This is a genomic window from Acidaminococcus sp. BV3L6, assembly GCF_000468835.1.
In the GTDB taxonomy this organism is placed as follows: Bacteria; Bacillota; Negativicutes; order Acidaminococcales; family Acidaminococcaceae; genus Acidaminococcus; species Acidaminococcus intestini.
The window spans coordinates 132316-151565 of the sequence record NZ_AWUR01000008.1 but is presented as its reverse complement, the minus strand read 5'-3'; the positions used below and the strand labels follow the sequence as shown (position 1 = coordinate 151565).

Below are 19250 nucleotides of genomic sequence, written 5' to 3'. Positions count from 1 at the left end.
AAAGGATTGTGGCTTTCTACGGTCTCTGCATTTTGCTGAGAGGTAAGGTGAACCGTTTATGTTTTGGAAAAAATATGGGGACTATGTTACGTCCATATTTTTTATGCTAATTTCTGTCGCCATGTATTTTATGGCAGCAGCGCTCCCAAAATCAAAGATTATGGCTATTGGACCGGATTTTATGCCGAAAATCATTAGTCTCATTACCTTTATACTGGCTGCGCTTTTGCTGGTTAAAACCATCTATCGGACAATAAAGAAAACAGAAGAACCGGAAACTGCAGCGAAAGAATTTGACTATCGCAAGATGCTTTGCAGTCTGCTTCTGATTCTTGTCTACGTCTTCATTTTCCAGCCTATTGGGTTTATTGCGGCGACCTTGATTTATTTGCTCCCTCAGTTCATTATACTTGCTCCGAAGCAGGAAAGAACAAAAAAACGGATTATTGAACTTTTGATTACTGACATTATTTTCACGTTTGCAGTTTATTTCCTGTTCCGTTATGCTTTCGAGATTGTGCTGCCCGCTGGATTGATTCAGTTCTAAGCAAGAGGAGGGAAATAAAGATGGATGCATTTACCCAATTTGGACAAGCTTTATTAAGTGTTTGTCAACCTGTTTCGTTACTGTTCATGCTCGCCGGTGTTATCATCGGTATCATCTTCGGGTCTATTCCGGGTCTTTCGGCCGCTATGGCTGTTGCCCTTATTTTGCCGCTGACCTTCAGCATGAAAGCAGTTCTTGGGATGAATATGCTCGTTGCCGTGTATATTGGCGGAATTTCAGGCGGTCTTATTTCTGCCATCTTGCTCAATATGCCTGGTACGGCTTCATCAATTGCTACCTGTTTTGACGGTCATCCTATGGCCATGAATGGCAAGGCCGGAAAAGCCCTGCATTATGGGATTGTCTTTTCTTTTGTAGGTTCTGTATTTTCTTTCATTATTTTGACCTTTTTTGCGCCGAAACTGGCTGCTATTGCACTTAAGTTTACGCCGGCTGAAAACTTTGGAATTTGTTTCTTTGCTCTTGTCATGGTTGCTGTCCTTTCGAGTGGTGATTTACTTCGTGGGCTTCTAAGTGGCTTCTTTGGCCTGATGTTCACCATGGTTGGTCTGGCACCCATTGACGGAACCATTCGTTTTACTTTTGGCAATGTGAACATGATGGCTGGATTCGATACCCTTTCTACTTTGATCGGTATATTTGCCATTTCTGAAATCTTGATCACTTCTGAACAAAAGGATAAGGGTGAACAGGTTCAGTTGATTCAAATGGAAGAGGAAGGTCATGGCATTTTGGGCCGTATTCTGGGACTTAGCTGGGCTGAATTTAAATATCAGATTCCGAATGCTTTCCGTTCTGCATTAATTGGTCTTGGTATTGGTATCCTTCCTGGTATTGGTGGTTCTACTTCCGGAATGCTGTCCTATGTCATGGCGAAAAAAGCATCAAAATATCCTGAAAAGTTTGGTACGGGATGCCCAGATGGGGTTGTTGCTACGGAAACGGCAAATAACGCGACTATTGGCGGGGCCCTCATTCCGCTCCTTGTCCTAGGGATTCCTGGTGATGGTGTTACGGCTATGATGCTCGGTGGCTTTTTGATCCATGGCTTATCTGCGGGCCCGCTCCTATTTGTAAAAAATGCGGACGTTGTTTATGGCATTTTTGCAGCCTGTGTCGTTTGCATTACGATTATGCTCATTGTGGAAAGCCTCGGCATTCGTTTTTTTGTGAAACTCCTCAAGATTCCTAAATATATCCTGATGCCCTGCATCCTCGTGCTCTGCTGCGTTGGTGCTTATGCTGCCAACAGTCGTGTTTTCGACGTCCAATCAACCCTGTTGTTTGGTGTGATTGGCTATCTGTACCACAAACTGGGACTCAAAACGACGCCCTTTGTTCTTTGCTTCCTCGTCGGCGGTATGGTCGAAACCTATTTGAGACGCGGCATCATGCAGTATAAGTCATTTATGGCATTCTTTAATCGCCCGATTTTTGATACCTTCTTCTTTATTGCTGTTGCGATTCTTCTCTGGTCCATTTACAAGGAATCCCGTGGTGAACGTAAAGTGGACGAGGAATAAAGAGTGCCTCTTATCTCCTATAGAATTCCATATATGATAAAGGGGGATCCTCCTTCCGGGGCTCCCCTTTATCATTATTCAAGAAGAAATCATGTGTATAAAAAAGCCCTTTCCTATGAGAGAAAAGGGCTTCCTTTTTGGAATCAGCGGATGAGGCAGGGCTTATTGCAGTCATATTTCCAATTTGGAATGAGATACTGCATGGCCATAGCATCATTGCGGTCATGACTGGGCATGGCATTGTAGAGTTTATTGGCCTTCATAACCTTATCCATATCGAGTGTAACACCAAGACCTGGTTTATCAGGAACTTCAAGATAGCCATCTTTGATTTGTGGTGTATCTTTAAGGAGATTCTGACCATCCTGCCAGATCCAATGCGTATCGAGAGCCGTTGGATTTCCCGGAGCTGCCGCACCAACTTGGGCAAAGGTTGCAAGTGTAATATCGAAATGATTGTTGGAATGGCTTCCCCAAGTAAGTCCCCAGTCCTTGAGCAGGGCTGCCATGCGCAGACTGCCTTCCATTCCCCAGAAATGCGGATCGGCAAGGACGATATCGACTGCTTTTAAGGCTGCTGCATGGTAGAACTGTCGCCAATTCGTAGCAATCATATTGGTGGCAACCGGAAGATGGACGGCATTTTTGAATTCGGCCATCACTTCACGGCTAGAAAAACCTGCTTGCGGTCCTGTCGGGTCTTCAATATAGCTCAGCACATTTTCCATTGGTTTGCAAAGTGCAATGGCTTCTTCAAGGCTCCAGCAACCATTGGGATCGATGTTGATTCTTGCATCAGGGAAAGCTTTCTTAAGAGCTCGGCACGTATCCATTTCGTAGGCACCATCAAGGACGCCGCCCTTTAGTTTGAAAGCCTTGAATCCATATTTTTCTTGGAGAATCTGAGCCTCTTCCACAATTCGGTCATGGGTCAGGATTTCCTCACGACGATAACGGAACCATGGATCAGTACTCTTTGATTCATCAAGATAGGGGAGATCCGTTTTGTTTTTGTCTGACACGTAGAAAAGATAGCCCAGCATTTCGACCTTGTCACGCTGCTTACCTTCTGCAAGAAGTTCACACATGGGAACGCCCAAGTGCTGCCCCAGAAGGTCAAGAAGGGCGCATTCAAGGGCCCACTCAGCACGGACAACAAATTTTAGCTTGGAAATATCAAGAGTCTGGATGCCCTCTCCATCATCTTCGGATGCCTTTTTGCCTCCGCGATGGATACGGCCGAGAATGGATCTGTACTTCCCGATTTCTTCCCCAACAACAAGGGGAATATAGCTTTCCAAGCATTCCTTGGTATATTCACCACCATGAATTTCTCCAATCCCGGTATGGTTGGCAGAGTCTTTTAAAATGACGATATTGCGGGTGAAAAATGGAGCATGGGCGCCGCTTAGCGTCATTTCCATGCTGTCATATCCTGCAACAGGAATGACTTTCATTTCGGTAACTTTAGGTGTAGTCATTATGTTGCCTCCTTCAGTTATTTTTTCATCTCCATCTTATCGAATTTGAAATCAAAGCTCCAATATGTAATAATGATTTATCCAATCGGTTTTTGTAATGGCAGTTTCAGAGCGGAAAATAAGGCAGGAGTTTCACAATGGATACAAGACATTTGGAATATGTACTTGCTATCGCAAGAAAACAAAATATGACTAAGGCTGCAGAGGAACTCTACGTATCTCAATCTTCCTTAAGTCAATATATTGCAAAACTGGAACAGGAATTGGGGACAGCTTTGTTTGAAAGGACTCATAATAAGCTGATCTTGACTGCAGCAGGTGAATTATACGTTGAGGCCGCAAAAAAGGTTCTTCAGATCAAGAAAAATCTATACCAGGAAATTCAGTCTGTTCATAATAAAGGACACATTACTCTCGGTGTGACCAGTCAGTTGGGTCTCAAGATGCTGACAGTTATCATTCCCCAAGTTAAAGAAGCTTATCCAGAAGTAACCATAGAAATAACGGAAGGTACGCTTACCCAGCTTGTGGGTATGCTCCAAGAGGAAAACTTGGATTGTGCCGTCATGGCTATTGCAGATATGAAAGCATTGCTCCTTGATTCAGTTACAATTTTGGGTGAAGAGGAGATTCTCTTGGCCGTTCCTCGCAGTCATCCTTTTGCAAGGCGTCATCCTCAGGCAGCTATTTCATGGGATATGATGTTTGATGAGCTGAAGAATGAAAATTTTCTTCTCAGTAAGCGTGGATCCACGCTGAGGGAATGTATTGATCGCATCTTCCTTGATTACGAATTTATTCCGAATACGATGTTTGAGACAAATAGCGTACAAACTATGCAGGCTATGGTCGCAATGGGCATCGGTGTGACTTTCTTGGGCAGGTCTTGTGCTGAGGACGAAGGAAAAATCAGGTACTATTCCTTAATCCCACAAACAACTCGCAATTTTATTTATGCAGAACGGAAGAATTGGAATCTGCACGATGTGGAAAAACTTCTCAAGGAACTGATTTTTTCCTATTTTTCCAATCCGGCTGTTACCCACCTCTTAAAAGGATAAAAAAGAAGTACTTCTTGTATAGTAAATCATCCAGGAAGTACTTCTTTCTATTTCTCCATCCATGCGGCCTTCCCCTCTGTCACTACAATTTTTTGGGGCGTGATCACAAGGCTGCATTCCGGCCCGTCCAGGGCATAGGCTTCAAAGTAGACTTGTCCTGCGTCATCTTTCTTGCTAGCGACAATGGAAAAGCCGTTCTTTTTAGCAAAGCGAAGGGCAATCTTTTTATCGTTCATCGTTTTTTCGTTCTTTTCTTTCGTCATTTTTTCGGTAACTATGGGGCTTTTTCCAGTAGGCTGCGGCCATGTCGATGAAGTCGCGGGCAGCGCGGCTTAAGGCCGTTCCTTTTTGGTAGCTTGCCGTCATGGACCAGCGCAGGGGTGCTTCAAAGGAAAAATAGCGGATGCCTTTGGTGAAGTGACGGGCTGTCGATTCGGCGACGATGCCGCAGGAAATGCCGGCCCTGACCATTTCGAGGATGGTGGAGGGGTTCTGCGTTTCAAATAGGACATGGGGCGCAATTCCGCTTTCCCGGAAGGCGGCGTCGATAGAGGGACGCATGGTTGTTTCCTTTCGTAGAAGGATAAAAGGATAATCTGCCAGTTCGGATAGGGGAAGCCGGGGATACACGCTTTCTTTTGGCTTCAGGATGCCTGCAACTTCAAGAAAAGCGGGTACGGCAAGCAGGATTTCCTCTTCAAAAAGGGTCTCGTAAGCATCCGGGGTTTCTTGATCTGGAAAGAGGGTCATAAAGCCAAAATCGATGTCTCCACGGGCAATGAGGGGCTGCATGCGGTAAATATTGAGCTCATAAGGGACGACGGCCATGAGGGGATATTTTTTGTGAAAGCGCGGATAGACGTGGACGAACATGTCGGGACCGCGGACCGGAGTCATGCCAATGGAAAGGGTCCCTTTATAGCTGCCCGTAAGGTCGCTGATTTCGGCATAGGTCCTGCTTTTGGTGCGGAGGATCTCCCGCGCGCCTTTAAGATAGATTTCGCCAGCCTGGGTGGGAATCATTTCCGTTTTGGCGCGGCGAAAGAGGGGTATCCCGAGCTCCCGCTCTAGCTTGAGGAGCTGCTGATTCAGGGCGGACTGGGTGAGATAAAGCTTTTCCGCCGCCTTGGTGATGCTTTTTTCCTCGGCAATCTTGATAATATGTTCAATAAGATGAGTATCCATGGCGCTTCTCCCTAGACTTGATGCTGTCATTATACTACAGTGCTTTTTTCAAGGCAAAAAAGAGGCCTTCCCCCTGAATGTAAGGGAGAAGACCTCCGAAAGATTTCTTGTAAGGAAGTAGTCAGAACTTCCAATTGAATCCAGCTCGCAGGCTGTAGGTGCGATGAAAGTCATGACCAACGTAGCGTTCCATATCAAAGTACATGGACTGTTTATCTCCGGTCTTGACGCTGTAGCCAAGGCCGATAACGCCCCAGGTTCCTTTTTGATCATTTGTTGTGATATAACGGTCGGTGCCATATGCCGCTGTTACATCATCTCCATCGAGGAATTCGTGGAGCAGGGACGCCTTGAAATAGCATTTGCTGTCAAGTTTCGGGTCAAGGTGCTTTACGAGGTCAAAGCCGAGGCGCCCCACGAGGCTCCAGCTGTGGTCCGCGGAGAGGGAAATCCCTTGGGAATCCACGGTATCAACCCCTCCGAGGTAAGAAACCTGGACCTGGGCTTGCGGAACGACGCTCCAGTCTTTTGAGAGCTTGTTGACCCGCCCGTATTCGGTAGAAAGATTGACTGAATGTCTGGTGTAATCGGCTGCATAGCCTGTGCCTGTTATTGCATCAGTGACACTGTAGTCTTCCTTGCCATAATGGTATTTGAGATAGCTGTCCCAGTAACTGTAGGTGCCTTTTTTCCAGTCGGCTTTCCTGGTGAGCTCTGTCGGGGTGTACACATGGGTATCATAAACGCTGATGGCGGTATCACGAAGCCCTAGGTTTCCGCTGGTTCCTTCAAAGTGACCTTCATTTTTGGTGTAGGCCACAGAGGTACTCAAACGATGCTTATGAGGCTCCTGGTTCCGTAAGACTGTTGTATAGCCAAGTTCATAGGTGTTGCCGTCAAGTTCGCCCGTCCCATCAATGCCAAGATTGCGGTAACGGAAACGAATCCAAGCCCCTTCGTCAGCGTCTGGCGTGAAGTACTGCGTGTGACCGCTCCGATTGGTAAAGGTATCCAGGTCGGTGAGGTAGCGCCAAGAAAGATCTGCTAGACGGGAGGGTGTCTTTGCGCCTTCATTGTGCTCGCGGCTCTTGACGACATAGATATTGACGGCGCTGTCCCCATTATAGAGGGCTTCCACATTTTCCGTACCGGGTTTTGCGAAATTTAGAGGACCGACTTCCTGAGAAACAGAGTAGGTCGAACCGCCGTTTCGGTCGTTATTGTAGGCAGCCGTATTCAAGGCGCCGGACGAAAGGGAACGGTATTCCGTCTTGTAGAGGTTGTTATAAATGCCGGAAGAAAGGGCGGCGACGAGTGTGCCGCTGCCAAAACCAAAGCCCGGATTCTTTACTGTTGCAAAACGAACGGCGTCACCCGGTTCCATCTCCTTATCCAAGGTGCTGATGTTTTTAATGGCGAGGGTCTGTTTATCACTGGTTCCGTTCTCGACGTAGAGCATATCGCTTTGGCTGCCGTCATCGGCATCAAGGTCCATGGCAAAGGTGTGACTCCCCGAAAGGGTTCCGATTTCAAGGGAATCTCCACCGCTTTGATACTGCACGACCCCGCCGTCGCCCGAAAGGATCGTTACGGCAGAAGCCTCCGTCATGTTCCATGTACTGCCGGCGTCAAGGGTGAGATCAATGGCTCCTATTCCCGGCAGGGGAGGAGGAATGATATCTTCTCCTGAAAGGAGGCTTTCTTCTGACATGGAGGCCGCCATGATGCGCTCATTTAGAAGCCCCGTATCGGCTTGCCCCGTAAAAAGGGAGCCGTCACTGAGCGTAAGGGAAATTGTCCCGCCCGGAAGGGCTGCCTCAGGGTCCGTCGGGAAAATCCGTGTTATATTTCCAAAGTCGCTGCCAACGGAGGCATCCTCTCCATAGGCATACAAGTTGCCCGTAAGGGTGAGGGTTGCACCATCTGTGGGTGCCATCATGATGGTGCCCTTGTCGTAGGCGAGAAGATGGCCCTCTACAGAACTCCCTTTTCCGTAGATTACAGAAAGGGTGCTCCCATCGCTTGATTTAGCTGATTCGGAGGCCGTCTCATTTTCTGCGACAAACAAATTTTCACTAGACGAAGGAAATCCGCCCGTGGAATCATCTCCAGTTCCGTCCCATCCGGGAACTGACTGACCGGAGCCACTGGCATCTCCTTCCTGAAAGGGATCGGGCACACCTGGGTCTACATTGGACGTATCCACGGCATGGGCTGCCAGGAAGGCAATACTACTTTTTACGGAAAGGGAGGCATTCTTGATTTCTGTCTGACTGCCCGTAAGGGACGCCGCCGCAATAGGACGCGCCACCACGGCCTCAAATTCCTCACCTGTGGCATCATCTGTCATCTTAGCCATGATAGGCTCTGTGCTCGTCGCAATTGTAAGGGTGCCGCCCTGAGCATCAACGCTTGTTTGGGACGCGTTCCGCGTCATGATGCCATAGAGAGGGGCTGTAATTTTTGTGCTTCCCGTGAGGGTCAGCTTGGCGTCCGTGCTCAGCTGGGCCCCTGTGCTATTTTCAGCGGAGATGACGTTGGTCCCTTTTGCGGATAGACTGGCTTCCATGCCATTCCATAGGTTGACAGCCGTCTGTTTCGCATCAATGATATTGTCGCCCTCTGCTTTAAGAATGACTTTCCCGGCAAGGTAAGATGTGATAGGGCTGCTTTCCGCCGTCACATCGATGCTGCTATAGCCACTCCCGCGGATGCCATAGGTAGCTCCGGTGACTTGGTTATTGCCACCAGCTGTGAGGGTGACGGTCCCAAAGGCCGGGCCGGCTTCTCCCCCACTTGCTATTGTCCCGACACTGATGCCGCTGCTGAAGGCATCGTTTGAATTGACAGAAATGAGATTGTCTTTTCCTGCCGAAAGCGTTACATCAGCACCGAGGAGGGTCTGGATGCCTGAAATACCGTAGGGGTTTTGATTCTGCAGAGCATTGCCTGCCGTGGCTGTGATTGTGTTGCTGCCCTTTGTTGTAAGGGTAATCTGGGTGCGTTCATCCGTATTGATTCCACTGGGTGGCATATCCGGATTGGTTGGGTCATAAGGAAGTTCGCTTTCCCAAAAGCCATCAGAATCATCGCTCGCATCGGGAAAAAATCCTGTATCGTTATTGTCGCTGGGTCCACTCGCATAAAGGCCATGGTTGAATCCTTGCAGGGTAATCCCTTTTTCTCCTTCCAGAGTCACGTTTCCCCCTTCCGCGTAAAGGCCGGCTGCTTGGAGAGGGGTGAAAAACCAATTAGAATCATCAATGAGCTGAGTGTTGGTGGTGGAAGAAAGGGTCAGTTCCTGGGCTTTCATGGTGAGCGTCTTGCCGCTTGGCACATAAATCCCAGCCCGCGGACCCTTAACAGCAAAGCTTCCGTCCGCATTTGTAATGGTCACTTGCTCCGAGCTATCGTTATCCCATGTGTTCCCGCTCCCCATGGAAAGAGTCGATTCGCTGGAAGCATTTTCGAAGACTGTATCTTCCGCATAGGTCATTTCTGAATCAGATCCTATGGTAAGCACTTCAGCTGATGCTGCCGGTGATAACGATAGCACATAGAGCAGCACGCCTAGCGCACTTGCTGCAGATCGAAAAGAACCGCGATGTTTCATGTTACTTCCTCTCTTTTCTATTTAATAATGTGAATATTTGATGAAATCGTATATGCCCTTCATTATACCACAGATAAATGAAAAAAATAATTTAAAAGATAATTATTATTGAATGTAAATAAAATAATGAGTATTTACCATAAAATGAGGATTAAAATGAAACATTGGGACGGATTCCTGTTAAACAATGGCACTTCGAATCACGGCTCCACGGACGCCAAGAGCCTCCAGAAGGGATGCCCTTGGATCGGGCCAGGAAAGGCCTCCTAAGACATAGATAGGCAGGGGGGAAGAGTGTATGAAGTTGGGGAGAGGCGTTAATCCGAGGGGAAGATTGTTGGGTTTGCAGGAGGTCGGAAAGAGGGGGCTTACAATCAAGTAGGAGGCTCCTGATTGAAGGGCTGTTTCAACTTCACTTAGAAAGTGTATGGAAATTCCCACGCCGTGGGGATAGGGCAGCTTCGTTTTGCCCTTTTCCAATAGGCATCCTGCTTCTTGAGGATGCATCTTTGACCATGCAGTCCAACTGCGTAAGGGCATATGAACTCCAGCAATTGCATCATCAAGGGCCAGATCCGGATGATTATGCGCAAGGAGCGGAAGCTTCCAGGCTTTGCAGAGATGAGCCGTTTCCTTAAATAGGTCCTCGTACGCCTCTTTTGATAGATCTTTTTCGCGAAGGATGAGGGCCGACGGGAATGGTGAAAGGTCAGGGATGCGTTTTTTTAGATAAGGAATCAAGGGCTCGGGATAAATCATGCGGTCCGTCACAAGGACGTAGGGAAAGGACGTGTTCATAGGAAAATCGCGTCCGCCATGACGGGCTGCATCCCTTCTGATACAAGGTCGTTAAAGACGGCGTCTACGGAGCGGTGGTCGGCAATCTCAAACTGGTCGTCCCCTTCTTCTTTTTGGTGGCTGTGGGCACCAATGCCCGTGCTCACGCCGGCGGAAATCTTTGTGGCCGCAATCTGCATGAGGTGATCCCTGACGCGGGGCACTTCACGCGTTGAGACCGTGAGGGCCGAACTCGGCATCAAGAGACGGTAGGCACAGCAAATCTGGAGGAGTTCCGCTTCGCCGACGCCCATGGGGTAAATGGTCGTATTGCCCTTGATGGGGCGCAGGCGAGGGCAGGAAAAGGCGATTTCCGCATGGGGATACTTGCGCTGCAGGAGGTAGCCATGAAGGCCTGTAGCAAAGGCGTCGCGGCGAAAGTCTGAAAGACCCAGGAGCGCGCCGAGACCAACGCCGCGCATGCCGCCTAAAAGGGCCCGTTCCTGCGTATAGAAGCGGTAGGGGAAGACCCGTTTATTGCCCGCAAGGTGCAGCTTGCCATAAAGGTCATGGTCGTAGGTTTCCTGGAAAACGGTCACAAAGTCGCAGCCGCATTGGTGCAGGTATTCGTAGTCTTTTTGGTTCACGGGATAGATTTCAAGACCGACAACGCGGAAGTAGCGGCGTGCCATCTTGCACGCTTCTCCAATATAGGAAACGGGGGACATGTGGCTGCTTTCGCCTGTGAGCATGAGGATTTCCTCAAGACCTGTGGCGGCAATGGCCTTCATTTCTTCTTCCATCTGGGCAAGGTCAAGACGGGCCCGGTGAATCTTGTTGTGGCAGTTGAAGCCGCAGTAGATGCAGTAATTTTCGCAGTAGTTTGCTAGATATAGGGGCGTAAAAAGAGCAACACTATTGCCGAAATAGCGGTCCCTAACGGCTTTGGCCTTTTGCGCCATGGCTTCAAGGTAGGGCCTTGCCGCAGGCGAGAGGAGGGCTCCGAAATCATGGGGCGAAAGGACGTCCTTTCTAAGGGCCGCTTTGACGTCACTTGCCGAGTAGGTCTGCTCTTCAAATTCTTTCATGAGGCGCTCCACATCTTCCAGCATGGTGGATGGCAGCTGGTCCATGCCGGGCTCGTAGGTCATGGGGTCCTTGATAGAGGAGGCAAGGGTCTTTTTGGCTTCTTCCGTCACAATGGTGGGGTTGATCTTTTCTTCTGTCATGGTCATCGCCTCCTAGTCTTCGTCCCGCAAAAATCCCGTCAAGGGACTCGAGGGGTCGGCCCCTTTTTGAAGGACGCGGCCAAGCCCCGCAAGATAGGCTGTGCGGCCCGCTTCAATGGCAAGGCGGAAGGCTTCTGCCATTTGGACGAGGTTTCCGCTTGTGGCAATGGCCGTATTGGCCATGATGGCTGTTACGCCCATTTCCATGGCGGCGCAGGCTTCGGACGGCTTTCCGATGCCTGCATCAACGATGATGGGAAGGTCAATTTCATCAAGCAGGATGTTAATCCATTCCTTATTGACAAGGCCTTTATTGGACCCAATGGGGGCGGCAAGGGGCATGATGCAGCTTGCGCCGGCATCTTTCATGGCGCGGGCCGCTGTAAGGTCCGGGAACATATAGGGCATGACGACAAAACCCTCCTTTGCAAGAGTCTCCGTGGCCTTGATGGTTTCTGCGTTGTCAGGAAGGAGGTAACGCGAATCCTTCATGATCTCGATCTTGATAAAGGGCGTATGGCAGATTTCTCGGGAAAGACGGGCGATGCGTACGGCTTCGTCAGCGTTTCGGGCACCTGATGTGTTGGGAAGGACTGTCACCGATTTGGAAATATAGTCCATGATGTTGGCCTTGCCGCCTGTATTGACGCGGCGCAGGGCAAGGGTCACCATTTCCGCACCGGCCCCTTTGATGGCCGCTTCGATAAGGGGCAGGGAAAATTTCCCCGACCCTAGAATAAAGCGGGACGAAAAGGTGTGTCCATCCAAGGTCCAAGTATCGTTTTCTTTCATGCTAAATTCCTCCGTATTCTTTTAAAAGGTGCGGCGCTTAATAGGCGCCGTTTTTTCCAAGCAGCAGCCACGTGACGACGTTTGCCATCATGGCACTGCAGATGGCAACGCGGGGCGCCATGAGTCCAGCACCGGGTTTAGGGGCCGAGACACTGTCGCCGCAAAGATAAAAATGGGGGCTCACTTCCCGCACTTTCATGAGTCCTGTTTTCCCGAAGCCCGCCATGCCGGAGCCGCTTACAAGATAAGCGTCCGGTTTTTGGCAGCGCACTTCACGGGCCAGCATGGCCTTTTGGTTCGCCTTATCAAAGGCTTCACAGATGATGGTCGCGTCCCCGACGCAGGATGCAAGGTTTTTCGGGGTGACGCGGGCCGTGACGGTTTCATAGGTAAGGAAAGGATTGATCTTCATGAGGAATCCTTTGAGGGCGTCCGTTTTTTTGACGCCCACGTGCTCCACAAAATAAGACTGGCGGTTGAGGTTTGTCCAGTCCACGTTATCAAAATCGACAAGGCGCAGATGGCCTACCCCGATGCGGGCAAGACTCACGGCGATATTGGAGCCAAGGCCACCGAGACCGCAGATGGTGACAAAGCCAGCGTCCAGTTTTTCCTGGACCTTTTTCCCATGGCGCTCGCAAAGGGCGCTATAAATGGCGCCTGCCACTGGATCCGATGTATTCCAAGGGGTGAGAACTGCCGTTTTTTCAGCCGCCGCCAACAAAGCTCACCACCTCCAGTCGCATGTCCTTTTTGAGCGCCATGGCGTCCCAATCTTCTTTTGGCACAAGTCTGCCGTCCACTTCTACGGCCGTGTAGATAGGTACGGCGCCTAGGGCCTTCAAGGCGTCCGTAACAGTGGCGCCTTCTTTTAGGGTGCAGGCCTTGCCATTTACCATGATTTCCATTTCTTCCTTCCTCCTTTTTGCTGAAACGGCAAAAAAGGTCCACGAAAGTTGGCACCCGAGGTGGTGCCCCCCTTCGTGAACCTTTTGGTTCAGTCTCAGCCTATGAATTTTTTCAAACAAAATAGCGGGGACCTTTTCGATCCCCGCCTGTCAATTGCGTCATCCCTACGTTGGCATTATCCAAATCAGGTTGTGGGTCGAAGTCGAACTTCCTCTCAGCAAAAAGCTCCCCAAATATTCTGTTTGCCTTGTAAGCATAGTCCTTTTACATAACATTGTCAAGTCAGGCGCCCCTTTAGAAAGTCGAAATCTGGTGGCACAGGGCCTTCCCCACGCTTTCTGCCATCTTGTCAAGGGTCTTTACGCGCACCAGGTCCTTACCAAAGATTTTTTGGGCATCTTCCATGGAGCCTGCAATTTCGTCGTTGATGAGGCCCACGATGCGCACGCCGTCGCGGCGCAGGGACGCGGCTTCGGCCGCCGTGTCATCAACGGCCCGCTCGTCCCGGTATTCGTGCTGGCTAAGGGTTCCTTTGCCAGTATAAAGGGGATGGTCATCATTCGGAGACGCGTCCGTCAGCATGACAAGGATTTTTTTGGCATCTGTCAGGTCCCCCATGAGGACGCGGGCGCCGCGCAGGGCAAGACCGTCCCGGTTCCAGCCCGTGGCACAATAGCTAAAAACACTCGTGCTTTTTTTCTTTTCTTCATAGCTTTGGTAGAGCGTCATGACTGTGTAGCCTCGGAGGGTACAGAAGGAATAAATTTGGTAAGGAATGCCGCAGGCGCGCAGGGCTTCTGCAATGACGTAGGCCTGGGCTGCAATGACCCGCTGGTATTCGCCGCGCGACGCTGAGGCGTCAAGCATAATGTCAACCGTAAAGTTTGGGGTATAGACATCTTCCTGACCATAAAAGACTCTGTTGTCGTCCAAATAGAGTCCCCGCCAGATGAGTCCAGGCACAAGGTCTCCGCTTTTTGCTGGAATGGGCAGCTTCATGCGCGTCATCTGGAGCGCCGTGCGCAGCTGCCCCGTAAGACGGGTGATGCTCTTGCGATATTTTTCGTTATTTTCTTTGTAGTAGGTGATGTTGCGGGCGCGCTGTCTGCGGGCATTTAAAAGCCACTGGGAAGCATCTCCCGTTGCTCCTTTGCTCCCGAGGCGCCCCCGCGTAAAATGCAGGTGGGCGCCCCGATGGGGGCCGGTGCAGTATTGCCGTTCAATCGCAAGGACCTTATCGGCACTGTAAAGGGAGGCCCCAAAGCAGGTGACAATATAATCGTGGTTTTTTACGGCAGTTTGGCCGGTAATCAGGGCCATGAGGCCATTACGCTCCTTCTTGCCGTTTACGATTTCTTCCTCATCATGACGCACGACCTGAAAGTTCAGGATGGATTCATGCCGCGTCTTAAACTGCGGCACGAGAAAGTTCAAGATGGCGGCTACAGGGCTTGAGATGATGACCTTTTCCAAGCTTTCTCGAACAAGGAAGCGGGAAACAAAGTACTTTTTTGTCAGCTTGCGAAAATGGTCGCAAATTTCTTCTGCTGTCCATGACGGGTCAAACCGCAGCCCTTCATAAAGCCCCTTGGCCCAAGGATCCACAAGGCCGGTTTTTTCACCAAGAACTTCATGCCAGCGGGCCGCTTGCATTTCTTGGGCCACGCCATGACGGATGGAAAGGGGCCCGTTAAAATAGTTTTGGGCCTGCTGCCTGCGAAGATAGGCAAGGACAGGGCGCTGGGGGAGTTCCTTGACATAGGCGCAGCCTTCTAGCCCCAGCCACAAAAGGTCACTGAATAGATCGGCAAGGGCGGCGGTCTTCATCTCGTCAAAAAGTGCTTGCAGGACCTTCATGTCATAATATTTTCGAATAATGCCAATGACGGCATTGAGGTAGAGGTTCGGTTCGTGCGTGTCAGGGACAAAAGAAAGAAAATCCGGATCGTAAGTGTAGTCTCCGGATACGTCCCAGACGATGTTGAGAGCCCGTCTCCGCCGGTAGTCATATCTTTTCTTTGCCATCGTGAACCTTCTTAGTCACTGAAAATATCACGTCTGCCATAGGATCCTGGAATGTGGAGGTTGATTACATCGAGGATGAGGGCTGGCTCATATTCGTCAAAGGATTTGTTGATGATACCCATTTTGAGGGCCCGGTGAGCTTCAAGACCTCGTTTCATGAGATGGAGGGCGTCAAGGAGACCGCGCAGGTCAAGGGCCTTATCGGAAATTTCCGCTTCACTGCATTTTTTCTCCAAATCAAGGAAAATCTGCACAAAGGCATCGCAGGCCGTATCCTTCATGGTCGGGAATTCTGTCCGTAAGAGACGGGCCAGCGGCTTTTCCTTGATGGGCGGCAGCTGGATGACCGTAAAACGGCTCATGAGGGCCTCGTTCATTTCCCGCGTGCCTGAGTATCCGTAGTTCATGGTTGCAATGAAGCGGCACGCCGGGTCGACTTCAATCATGCGATAGCCCGGAATGTCGATGCGGCGGCGGTAGTCGAGGAGGGAATGAAGTACTGCCATGGCTTCGTTGCGGGCCATATTGATTTCGTCAAAAACGCCGAAGCCGCCCCTCGTAGCGCATTCATAGACCGGACCGGGACGGAACTGGACTTCCCCGTTTTTAAAGGTATCGGTGCCCAGCATGGCTGATGCGTCCATGTTGATATGGAAGGAAATGTTCCACATGGGGCGGGAAAATACTTGGGCCAGATTTTCAGCAAGAACGTTTTTGCCCGTTGCCTTGGGGCCTACAAGGAGCAAATTCTGCCCACATAAGAGGGCAGAAAGGGCGTCTTCCCAGACTTCCTTGCCAAAAAAAGGAAAATGGGGCATGGGCACACGGTCCTTATCCGCTTCTGTTACAGGAAACTTGCCGCGATAGGCTTCAAGGTCTTTGATGAGGCTTTCCTCGACGCCTTCACTGCGCAAAAAATCAAGTGATAACATAGTGATCAGTCCTTATCAAGTAAATGTCACTGCTATTTCATATTATACCACGGGGACTTGATGGTGCTGATAAAATCTCCCTGTTTTTCTGTTGACAGGAAAGAAAAGCGGTTGTAGAATCATATAGAAAAAATTCTATATGTAGGAGGCTGCAAATGAATGACAGCTACCAAGACTTGGCCCGCTTTTTGAAAGCCCTGTCCGATCCCAAACGCCTTGCCATTGTCGATATGCTTTCCTGCGGCGAGCGCTGTGCCTGCGACCTGCTTGATTATTTTTCCGTTACCCAGCCCACCTTGTCCCACGATATGAAGGTACTTCTTGCGTGCGGTATCTGCACAAGCCGGAAGTCAGGGAAAAATACCTATTATGCCCTGTGTGGTGACACCCTTGAAAAGTTCGAAGGGGTTCTCCATCATATCCTGTCACCCAAAAAAGACTGTATTTGCTTTTTGCAGAAAAAGGGGAAATGTACCTGTGAATCCTAACAGAAAGAAGGAATCCATCTTGAACTTTGAACCTGCATCGGGTATCAGTTTTTTTCAGCGCTATTTGACCCTTTGGGTCCTTTTATGCATGGCTGCAGGCATTGCAGTAGGCCATTTTATGTCGGGCCTTGTTACCTTGCTGAATGGTCTTACAGTGAGCGGGATTTCTCTTCCCATTACAGTCCTTATTTGGATCATGATTTTTCCTATGATGATGAAGGTGGATTTTGAGAGCATCCGCAGCGTAGGAAAAAATCCTAAAGGTCTTTTTGTCACGTGGATTGTCAACTGGCTTGTGAAGCCCTTTTCCATGTATCTTGTGGCCTCCTTTTTCCTGATGGTCCTGTTCCGCTCCTTGATCAGCACGGACCTTGCCCGTCAGTATCTTGCCGGAGCCGTTTTGTTAGGGGCGGCGCCCTGCACGGCCATGGTTTTTGTCTGGAGCACGCTCACAAAGGGGGACCCCGCCTATACAGTGGTGCAGGTTGCTACGAATGATCTCATTATTCTTGTGGCATTTATCCCCATCGTGCGTTTTCTTTTGGGCGTTTCCCAAGTGGCGGTGCCTTACGGAACCCTCTTTTTGAGCGTCATTCTCTTTGTCCTCATCCCCCTTGTAGTCGGCACGCTGACGCGCCTTATGGTCACGCGGCGAAAGGGCATAGCCTATTTTGAATCCGTCTTTTTGCCGCGATTTGACCATGTGACCATGGTGGGGCTCCTCTTGACGCTCGTCATCATTTTTGCCTCTCAGGCGGAACTTATCCTTCGTAATCCGTTCCATATCGTCCTGATTGCGCTTCCCTTGGTGCTGCAGACCCTCTTCATCTTTACTGTCAGTTTTGGCACCTGTCGGCTCCTGCACCTGCCTTTTGCCATTGCTGCACCGGCGGGCATGATTGGGGCGTCAAATTTCTTCGAACTGGCTGTTGCTGTTGCCATTGCCCTTTTCGGGACTTCAAGCCCGGCGGCTCTTGCAACGACGGTGGGGGTCCTTACGGAAGTGCCGGTCATGCTTTTTTTAGTAAACGTTGCCAATCGGCTTAGATGGTAACAAAAAACCTGCTGCCTCAATATGGACAGCAGGTCATTTTTATTTTGCGTGCCGTTTTTTTGCCCGTCGATGGAGCACAAAAAGCAGGAGGTAGAGCATGCCGACACCGGTAAGAAGTGTCAGGGGTGCGCTGCCGCCTGTTACGCCGGCAACAATGTAGCTGATGAAGCAGGAAATGGCAACGACCGTTGCATAAGGAATCTGGGTCGCGACATGCTGCATGTGGTTGCAGCCTGCACCGGACGATGACAGGATTGTCGTATCGGAAATCGGGGAGCAGTGATCGCCGAAGACGGAACCCGCAAGGGTGGCCGCCAAGGTCACGGTCATGATCTCACTGGGAGCAGCCTGGCAGATGAAGACGACAATGGGAATAAAGATCCCAAAAGTACCCCATGCCGTTCCGATGGAAAAGGACAATCCTGCGGATACGAGAAAGACGATGGCTGGAATCAGTTCCACAGGCAGATGGCTTTGCTCAACGAGCATGCCGATGAATTTTCCTGTGCCAAGATAGCTTTGACAGAGCGTTCCAATGGTCCAAGCGAGGGTCAGGATGATGTAGGCGGGTACCATGGTGTTGATGCCGGTTGCAATGTTGCTCATGAAATCCTTGAAAGACAGGAGCTTTCTAGGAACAAACATGATAAAGGCAAGGATAAGGGCCATAAAACCGCCAAGAACAAGGGCCGCTGAAGAGTTGCAGTTGCCGATGGCTTCTTGGATGGTCATAGGTTTGGTCCAGTAGCCGCCGTTGTAGATCATGGCAAGAATGGTAAAGATGATGAGGCCTCCAATGGGGATAATGAGGTCCCAGACTGTTCCTTTAGGAAGGTTCCCTTTGTCAGTGGGGCTGACCTTTTGGTCAATAGCGCCCAGGTCTCCTTGGGTCTCTGCCTTCCATTCCGCGTCCGCCATGGGACCAAATTCAAGATCCGTAAAGGAAAGGGTGAGGACCATGAGGATGGACAGGATGGCGTACATATTGAAAGGAATAGTGGCAAAGAATGCGGACAGTTCATTGGTAAAAGAGCCTGTTTCAAAAAGGGTGGAGCCTACGGCGGCAGCCCAGCTCGAAACCGGTGCGATGATGCAGACCGGAGCGGCCGTCGTATCAATGATGTAGGCTAATTTTGCACGGGAAATATGGTACTTGTCCGTAACTGGCTTCATAACCGTTCCGACTGTGAGGCAGTTGAAATAGTCATCGATGAAGATGAGCACACCGAGAAAACTGGTGGCAAGTTCTGCGGACCGTTTGCTGCGGATTTTTTGCGTGGCCCAGGCTCCATACGCTTGGGAGCCGCCCGCTTTGGTAACGACACAGACGAGGGCACCCAGAAGGGCTAAAAAGAGGATGATGTTAAATTTATCCGGTGTGCCGACAGTCTTTGCCATGACCTCAAAGGGAAAGGCCACCATATCCATGAAGCCGGCGCCCGTAAAGGCACAATAGATTACGCCGCCGGAAAGGATCCCCAGCATGAGGGAAGAAATGACTTCTTTTGTGATGAGGGCAAGGGTGATGGCAATGAGGGGTGGGAGCAGGGAATATATGCCAACGTCAATGGGTTCCATAAAATCTTTGTCTCCTTTTTGTTTACGTGAATTGA

General features: G+C 50.0%; 17 protein-coding genes and 1 riboswitch. Of the genes, 5 read left to right on the top strand and 12 right to left on the bottom strand.

The window, feature by feature from the left end:
* Positions 1-58: 58 nt before the first annotated feature.
* Positions 59-547, top strand: coding sequence for a tripartite tricarboxylate transporter TctB family protein (locus HMPREF1246_RS02440; RefSeq protein ID WP_021736606.1), 489 nt, complete (start codon positions 59-61; stop codon positions 545-547).
* 20 nt (positions 548-567) lie between these two features.
* On the top strand, positions 568-2091 hold the full coding sequence (locus HMPREF1246_RS02435) for a tripartite tricarboxylate transporter permease (protein WP_021736596.1): 1524 nt from the start codon (positions 568-570) through the stop codon (positions 2089-2091).
* A gap of 143 nt (positions 2092-2234) precedes the next feature.
* Here HMPREF1246_RS02435 and HMPREF1246_RS02430 read toward each other — a convergent pair whose 3' ends face one another.
* Positions 2235-3572 (bottom strand): enolase C-terminal domain-like protein, encoded by a 1338-nt coding sequence (locus HMPREF1246_RS02430; protein WP_021736561.1) that lies wholly within the window; start codon positions 3570-3572, stop codon positions 2235-2237.
* A 137-nt stretch (positions 3573-3709) separates the two neighbouring features.
* On the opposite strand from HMPREF1246_RS02430, the gene HMPREF1246_RS02425 reads away from it, so the two are divergent.
* Positions 3710-4633 (top strand): LysR family transcriptional regulator, encoded by a 924-nt coding sequence (locus tag HMPREF1246_RS02425; protein ID WP_021736532.1) that lies wholly within the window; start codon positions 3710-3712, stop codon positions 4631-4633.
* A gap of 47 nt (positions 4634-4680) precedes the next feature.
* Here HMPREF1246_RS02425 and HMPREF1246_RS02420 read toward each other — a convergent pair whose 3' ends face one another.
* The 10 genes from HMPREF1246_RS02420 to HMPREF1246_RS02375 form a co-directional block, all read right to left on the bottom strand.
* Positions 4681-4869 (bottom strand): hypothetical protein, encoded by a 189-nt coding sequence (locus tag HMPREF1246_RS02420; RefSeq protein WP_021736562.1) that lies wholly within the window; start codon positions 4867-4869, stop codon positions 4681-4683.
* Entirely contained in the window at positions 4859-5818 is a 960-nt protein-coding gene (locus HMPREF1246_RS02415) for a LysR family transcriptional regulator (RefSeq protein WP_021736607.1), read from the bottom strand. The genes HMPREF1246_RS02420 and HMPREF1246_RS02415 overlap by 11 nt, the downstream gene beginning before the upstream one ends.
* A gap of 121 nt (positions 5819-5939) precedes the next feature.
* Positions 5940-9431, bottom strand: coding sequence for an autotransporter outer membrane beta-barrel domain-containing protein (locus HMPREF1246_RS02410; protein WP_021736558.1), 3492 nt, complete (start codon positions 9429-9431; stop codon positions 5940-5942).
* A 180-nt stretch (positions 9432-9611) separates the two neighbouring features.
* Positions 9612-10229 (bottom strand): thiamine phosphate synthase, encoded by a 618-nt coding sequence (locus HMPREF1246_RS02405; RefSeq protein ID WP_021736608.1) that lies wholly within the window; start codon positions 10227-10229, stop codon positions 9612-9614.
* On the bottom strand, positions 10226-11443 hold the full coding sequence (thiH, locus tag HMPREF1246_RS02400) for a 2-iminoacetate synthase ThiH (protein ID WP_009014930.1): 1218 nt from the start codon (positions 11441-11443) through the stop codon (positions 10226-10228). Before thiH ends, HMPREF1246_RS02405 begins: the two co-directional genes overlap by 4 nt.
* Before the next feature lie 6 nt (positions 11444-11449).
* A complete protein-coding gene (locus tag HMPREF1246_RS02395) occupies positions 11450-12229 on the bottom strand; it encodes a thiazole synthase (protein ID WP_009014929.1) in 780 nt (259 codons plus the stop codon).
* A 37-nt stretch (positions 12230-12266) separates the two neighbouring features.
* Complete coding sequence (gene thiF, locus HMPREF1246_RS02390; protein ID WP_035224165.1) at positions 12267-12953, bottom strand: sulfur carrier protein ThiS adenylyltransferase ThiF; 687 nt, start codon at positions 12951-12953, stop codon at positions 12267-12269.
* Positions 12937-13137 carry a sulfur carrier protein ThiS gene (gene thiS, locus HMPREF1246_RS02385; protein WP_009014927.1) on the bottom strand — a complete coding sequence of 67 codons (201 nt, stop codon included), beginning with the start codon at positions 13135-13137 and terminating at the stop codon, positions 12937-12939. Before thiS ends, thiF begins: the two co-directional genes overlap by 17 nt.
* 144 nt (positions 13138-13281) lie before the next feature.
* Positions 13282-13380: riboswitch (TPP riboswitch) on the bottom strand.
* Positions 13381-13432: 52 nt separating this feature from the next.
* Entirely contained in the window at positions 13433-15163 is a 1731-nt protein-coding gene (locus HMPREF1246_RS02380; RefSeq protein WP_021736528.1) for a hypothetical protein, read from the bottom strand.
* A gap of 11 nt (positions 15164-15174) precedes the next feature.
* Positions 15175-16095 (bottom strand): AAA family ATPase, encoded by a 921-nt coding sequence (locus HMPREF1246_RS02375; RefSeq protein WP_009014925.1) that lies wholly within the window; start codon positions 16093-16095, stop codon positions 15175-15177.
* 155 nt (positions 16096-16250) lie between these two features.
* On the opposite strand from HMPREF1246_RS02375, the gene HMPREF1246_RS02370 reads away from it, so the two are divergent.
* Together HMPREF1246_RS02370 and arsB are read left to right on the top strand one after the other, a co-directional pair.
* On the top strand, positions 16251-16583 hold the full coding sequence (locus HMPREF1246_RS02370; RefSeq protein ID WP_009014924.1) for a helix-turn-helix transcriptional regulator: 333 nt from the start codon (positions 16251-16253) through the stop codon (positions 16581-16583).
* 19 nt (positions 16584-16602) lie between these two features.
* Entirely contained in the window at positions 16603-17637 is a 1035-nt protein-coding gene (arsB, locus tag HMPREF1246_RS02365) for an ACR3 family arsenite efflux transporter (RefSeq protein WP_035224198.1), read from the top strand.
* A 39-nt stretch (positions 17638-17676) separates the two neighbouring features.
* Here arsB and HMPREF1246_RS02360 read toward each other — a convergent pair whose 3' ends face one another.
* On the bottom strand, positions 17677-19215 hold the full coding sequence (locus HMPREF1246_RS02360; protein WP_009014922.1) for a Na+/H+ antiporter NhaC family protein: 1539 nt from the start codon (positions 19213-19215) through the stop codon (positions 17677-17679).
* Positions 19216-19250: the final 35 nt, after the last annotated feature.

Bases quoted from the DNA above. Each gene is read 5' to 3' on its own strand.
- HMPREF1246_RS02440 (WP_021736606.1), top strand. From the start codon at position 59: ATGTTTTGGAAAAAATATGGGGACTATGTTACGTCCATATTTTTTATG.
- HMPREF1246_RS02435 (WP_021736596.1), top strand. From the start codon at position 568: ATGGATGCATTTACCCAATTTGGACAAGCTTTATTAAGTGTTTGTCAA.
- HMPREF1246_RS02430 (WP_021736561.1), bottom strand. From the start codon at position 3,572: ATGACTACACCTAAAGTTACCGAAATGAAAGTCATTCCTGTTGCAGGA.
- HMPREF1246_RS02425 (WP_021736532.1), top strand. From the start codon at position 3,710: ATGGATACAAGACATTTGGAATATGTACTTGCTATCGCAAGAAAACAA.
- HMPREF1246_RS02420 (WP_021736562.1), bottom strand. From the start codon at position 4,869: ATGAACGATAAAAAGATTGCCCTTCGCTTTGCTAAAAAGAACGGCTTT.
- HMPREF1246_RS02415 (WP_021736607.1), bottom strand. From the start codon at position 5,818: ATGGATACTCATCTTATTGAACATATTATCAAGATTGCCGAGGAAAAA.
- HMPREF1246_RS02410 (WP_021736558.1), bottom strand. From the start codon at position 9,431: ATGAAACATCGCGGTTCTTTTCGATCTGCAGCAAGTGCGCTAGGCGTG.
- HMPREF1246_RS02405 (WP_021736608.1), bottom strand. From the start codon at position 10,229: ATGAACACGTCCTTTCCCTACGTCCTTGTGACGGACCGCATGATTTAT.
- thiH (WP_009014930.1), bottom strand. From the start codon at position 11,443: ATGACCATGACAGAAGAAAAGATCAACCCCACCATTGTGACGGAAGAA.
- HMPREF1246_RS02395 (WP_009014929.1), bottom strand. From the start codon at position 12,229: ATGAAAGAAAACGATACTTGGACCTTGGATGGACACACCTTTTCGTCC.
- thiS (WP_009014927.1), bottom strand. From the start codon at position 13,137: ATGGAAATCATGGTAAATGGCAAGGCCTGCACCCTAAAAGAAGGCGCC.
- HMPREF1246_RS02380 (WP_021736528.1), bottom strand. From the start codon at position 15,163: ATGGCAAAGAAAAGATATGACTACCGGCGGAGACGGGCTCTCAACATC.
- HMPREF1246_RS02375 (WP_009014925.1), bottom strand. From the start codon at position 16,095: ATGTTATCACTTGATTTTTTGCGCAGTGAAGGCGTCGAGGAAAGCCTC.
- HMPREF1246_RS02370 (WP_009014924.1), top strand. From the start codon at position 16,251: ATGAATGACAGCTACCAAGACTTGGCCCGCTTTTTGAAAGCCCTGTCC.
- HMPREF1246_RS02360 (WP_009014922.1), bottom strand. From the start codon at position 19,215: ATGGAACCCATTGACGTTGGCATATATTCCCTGCTCCCACCCCTCATT.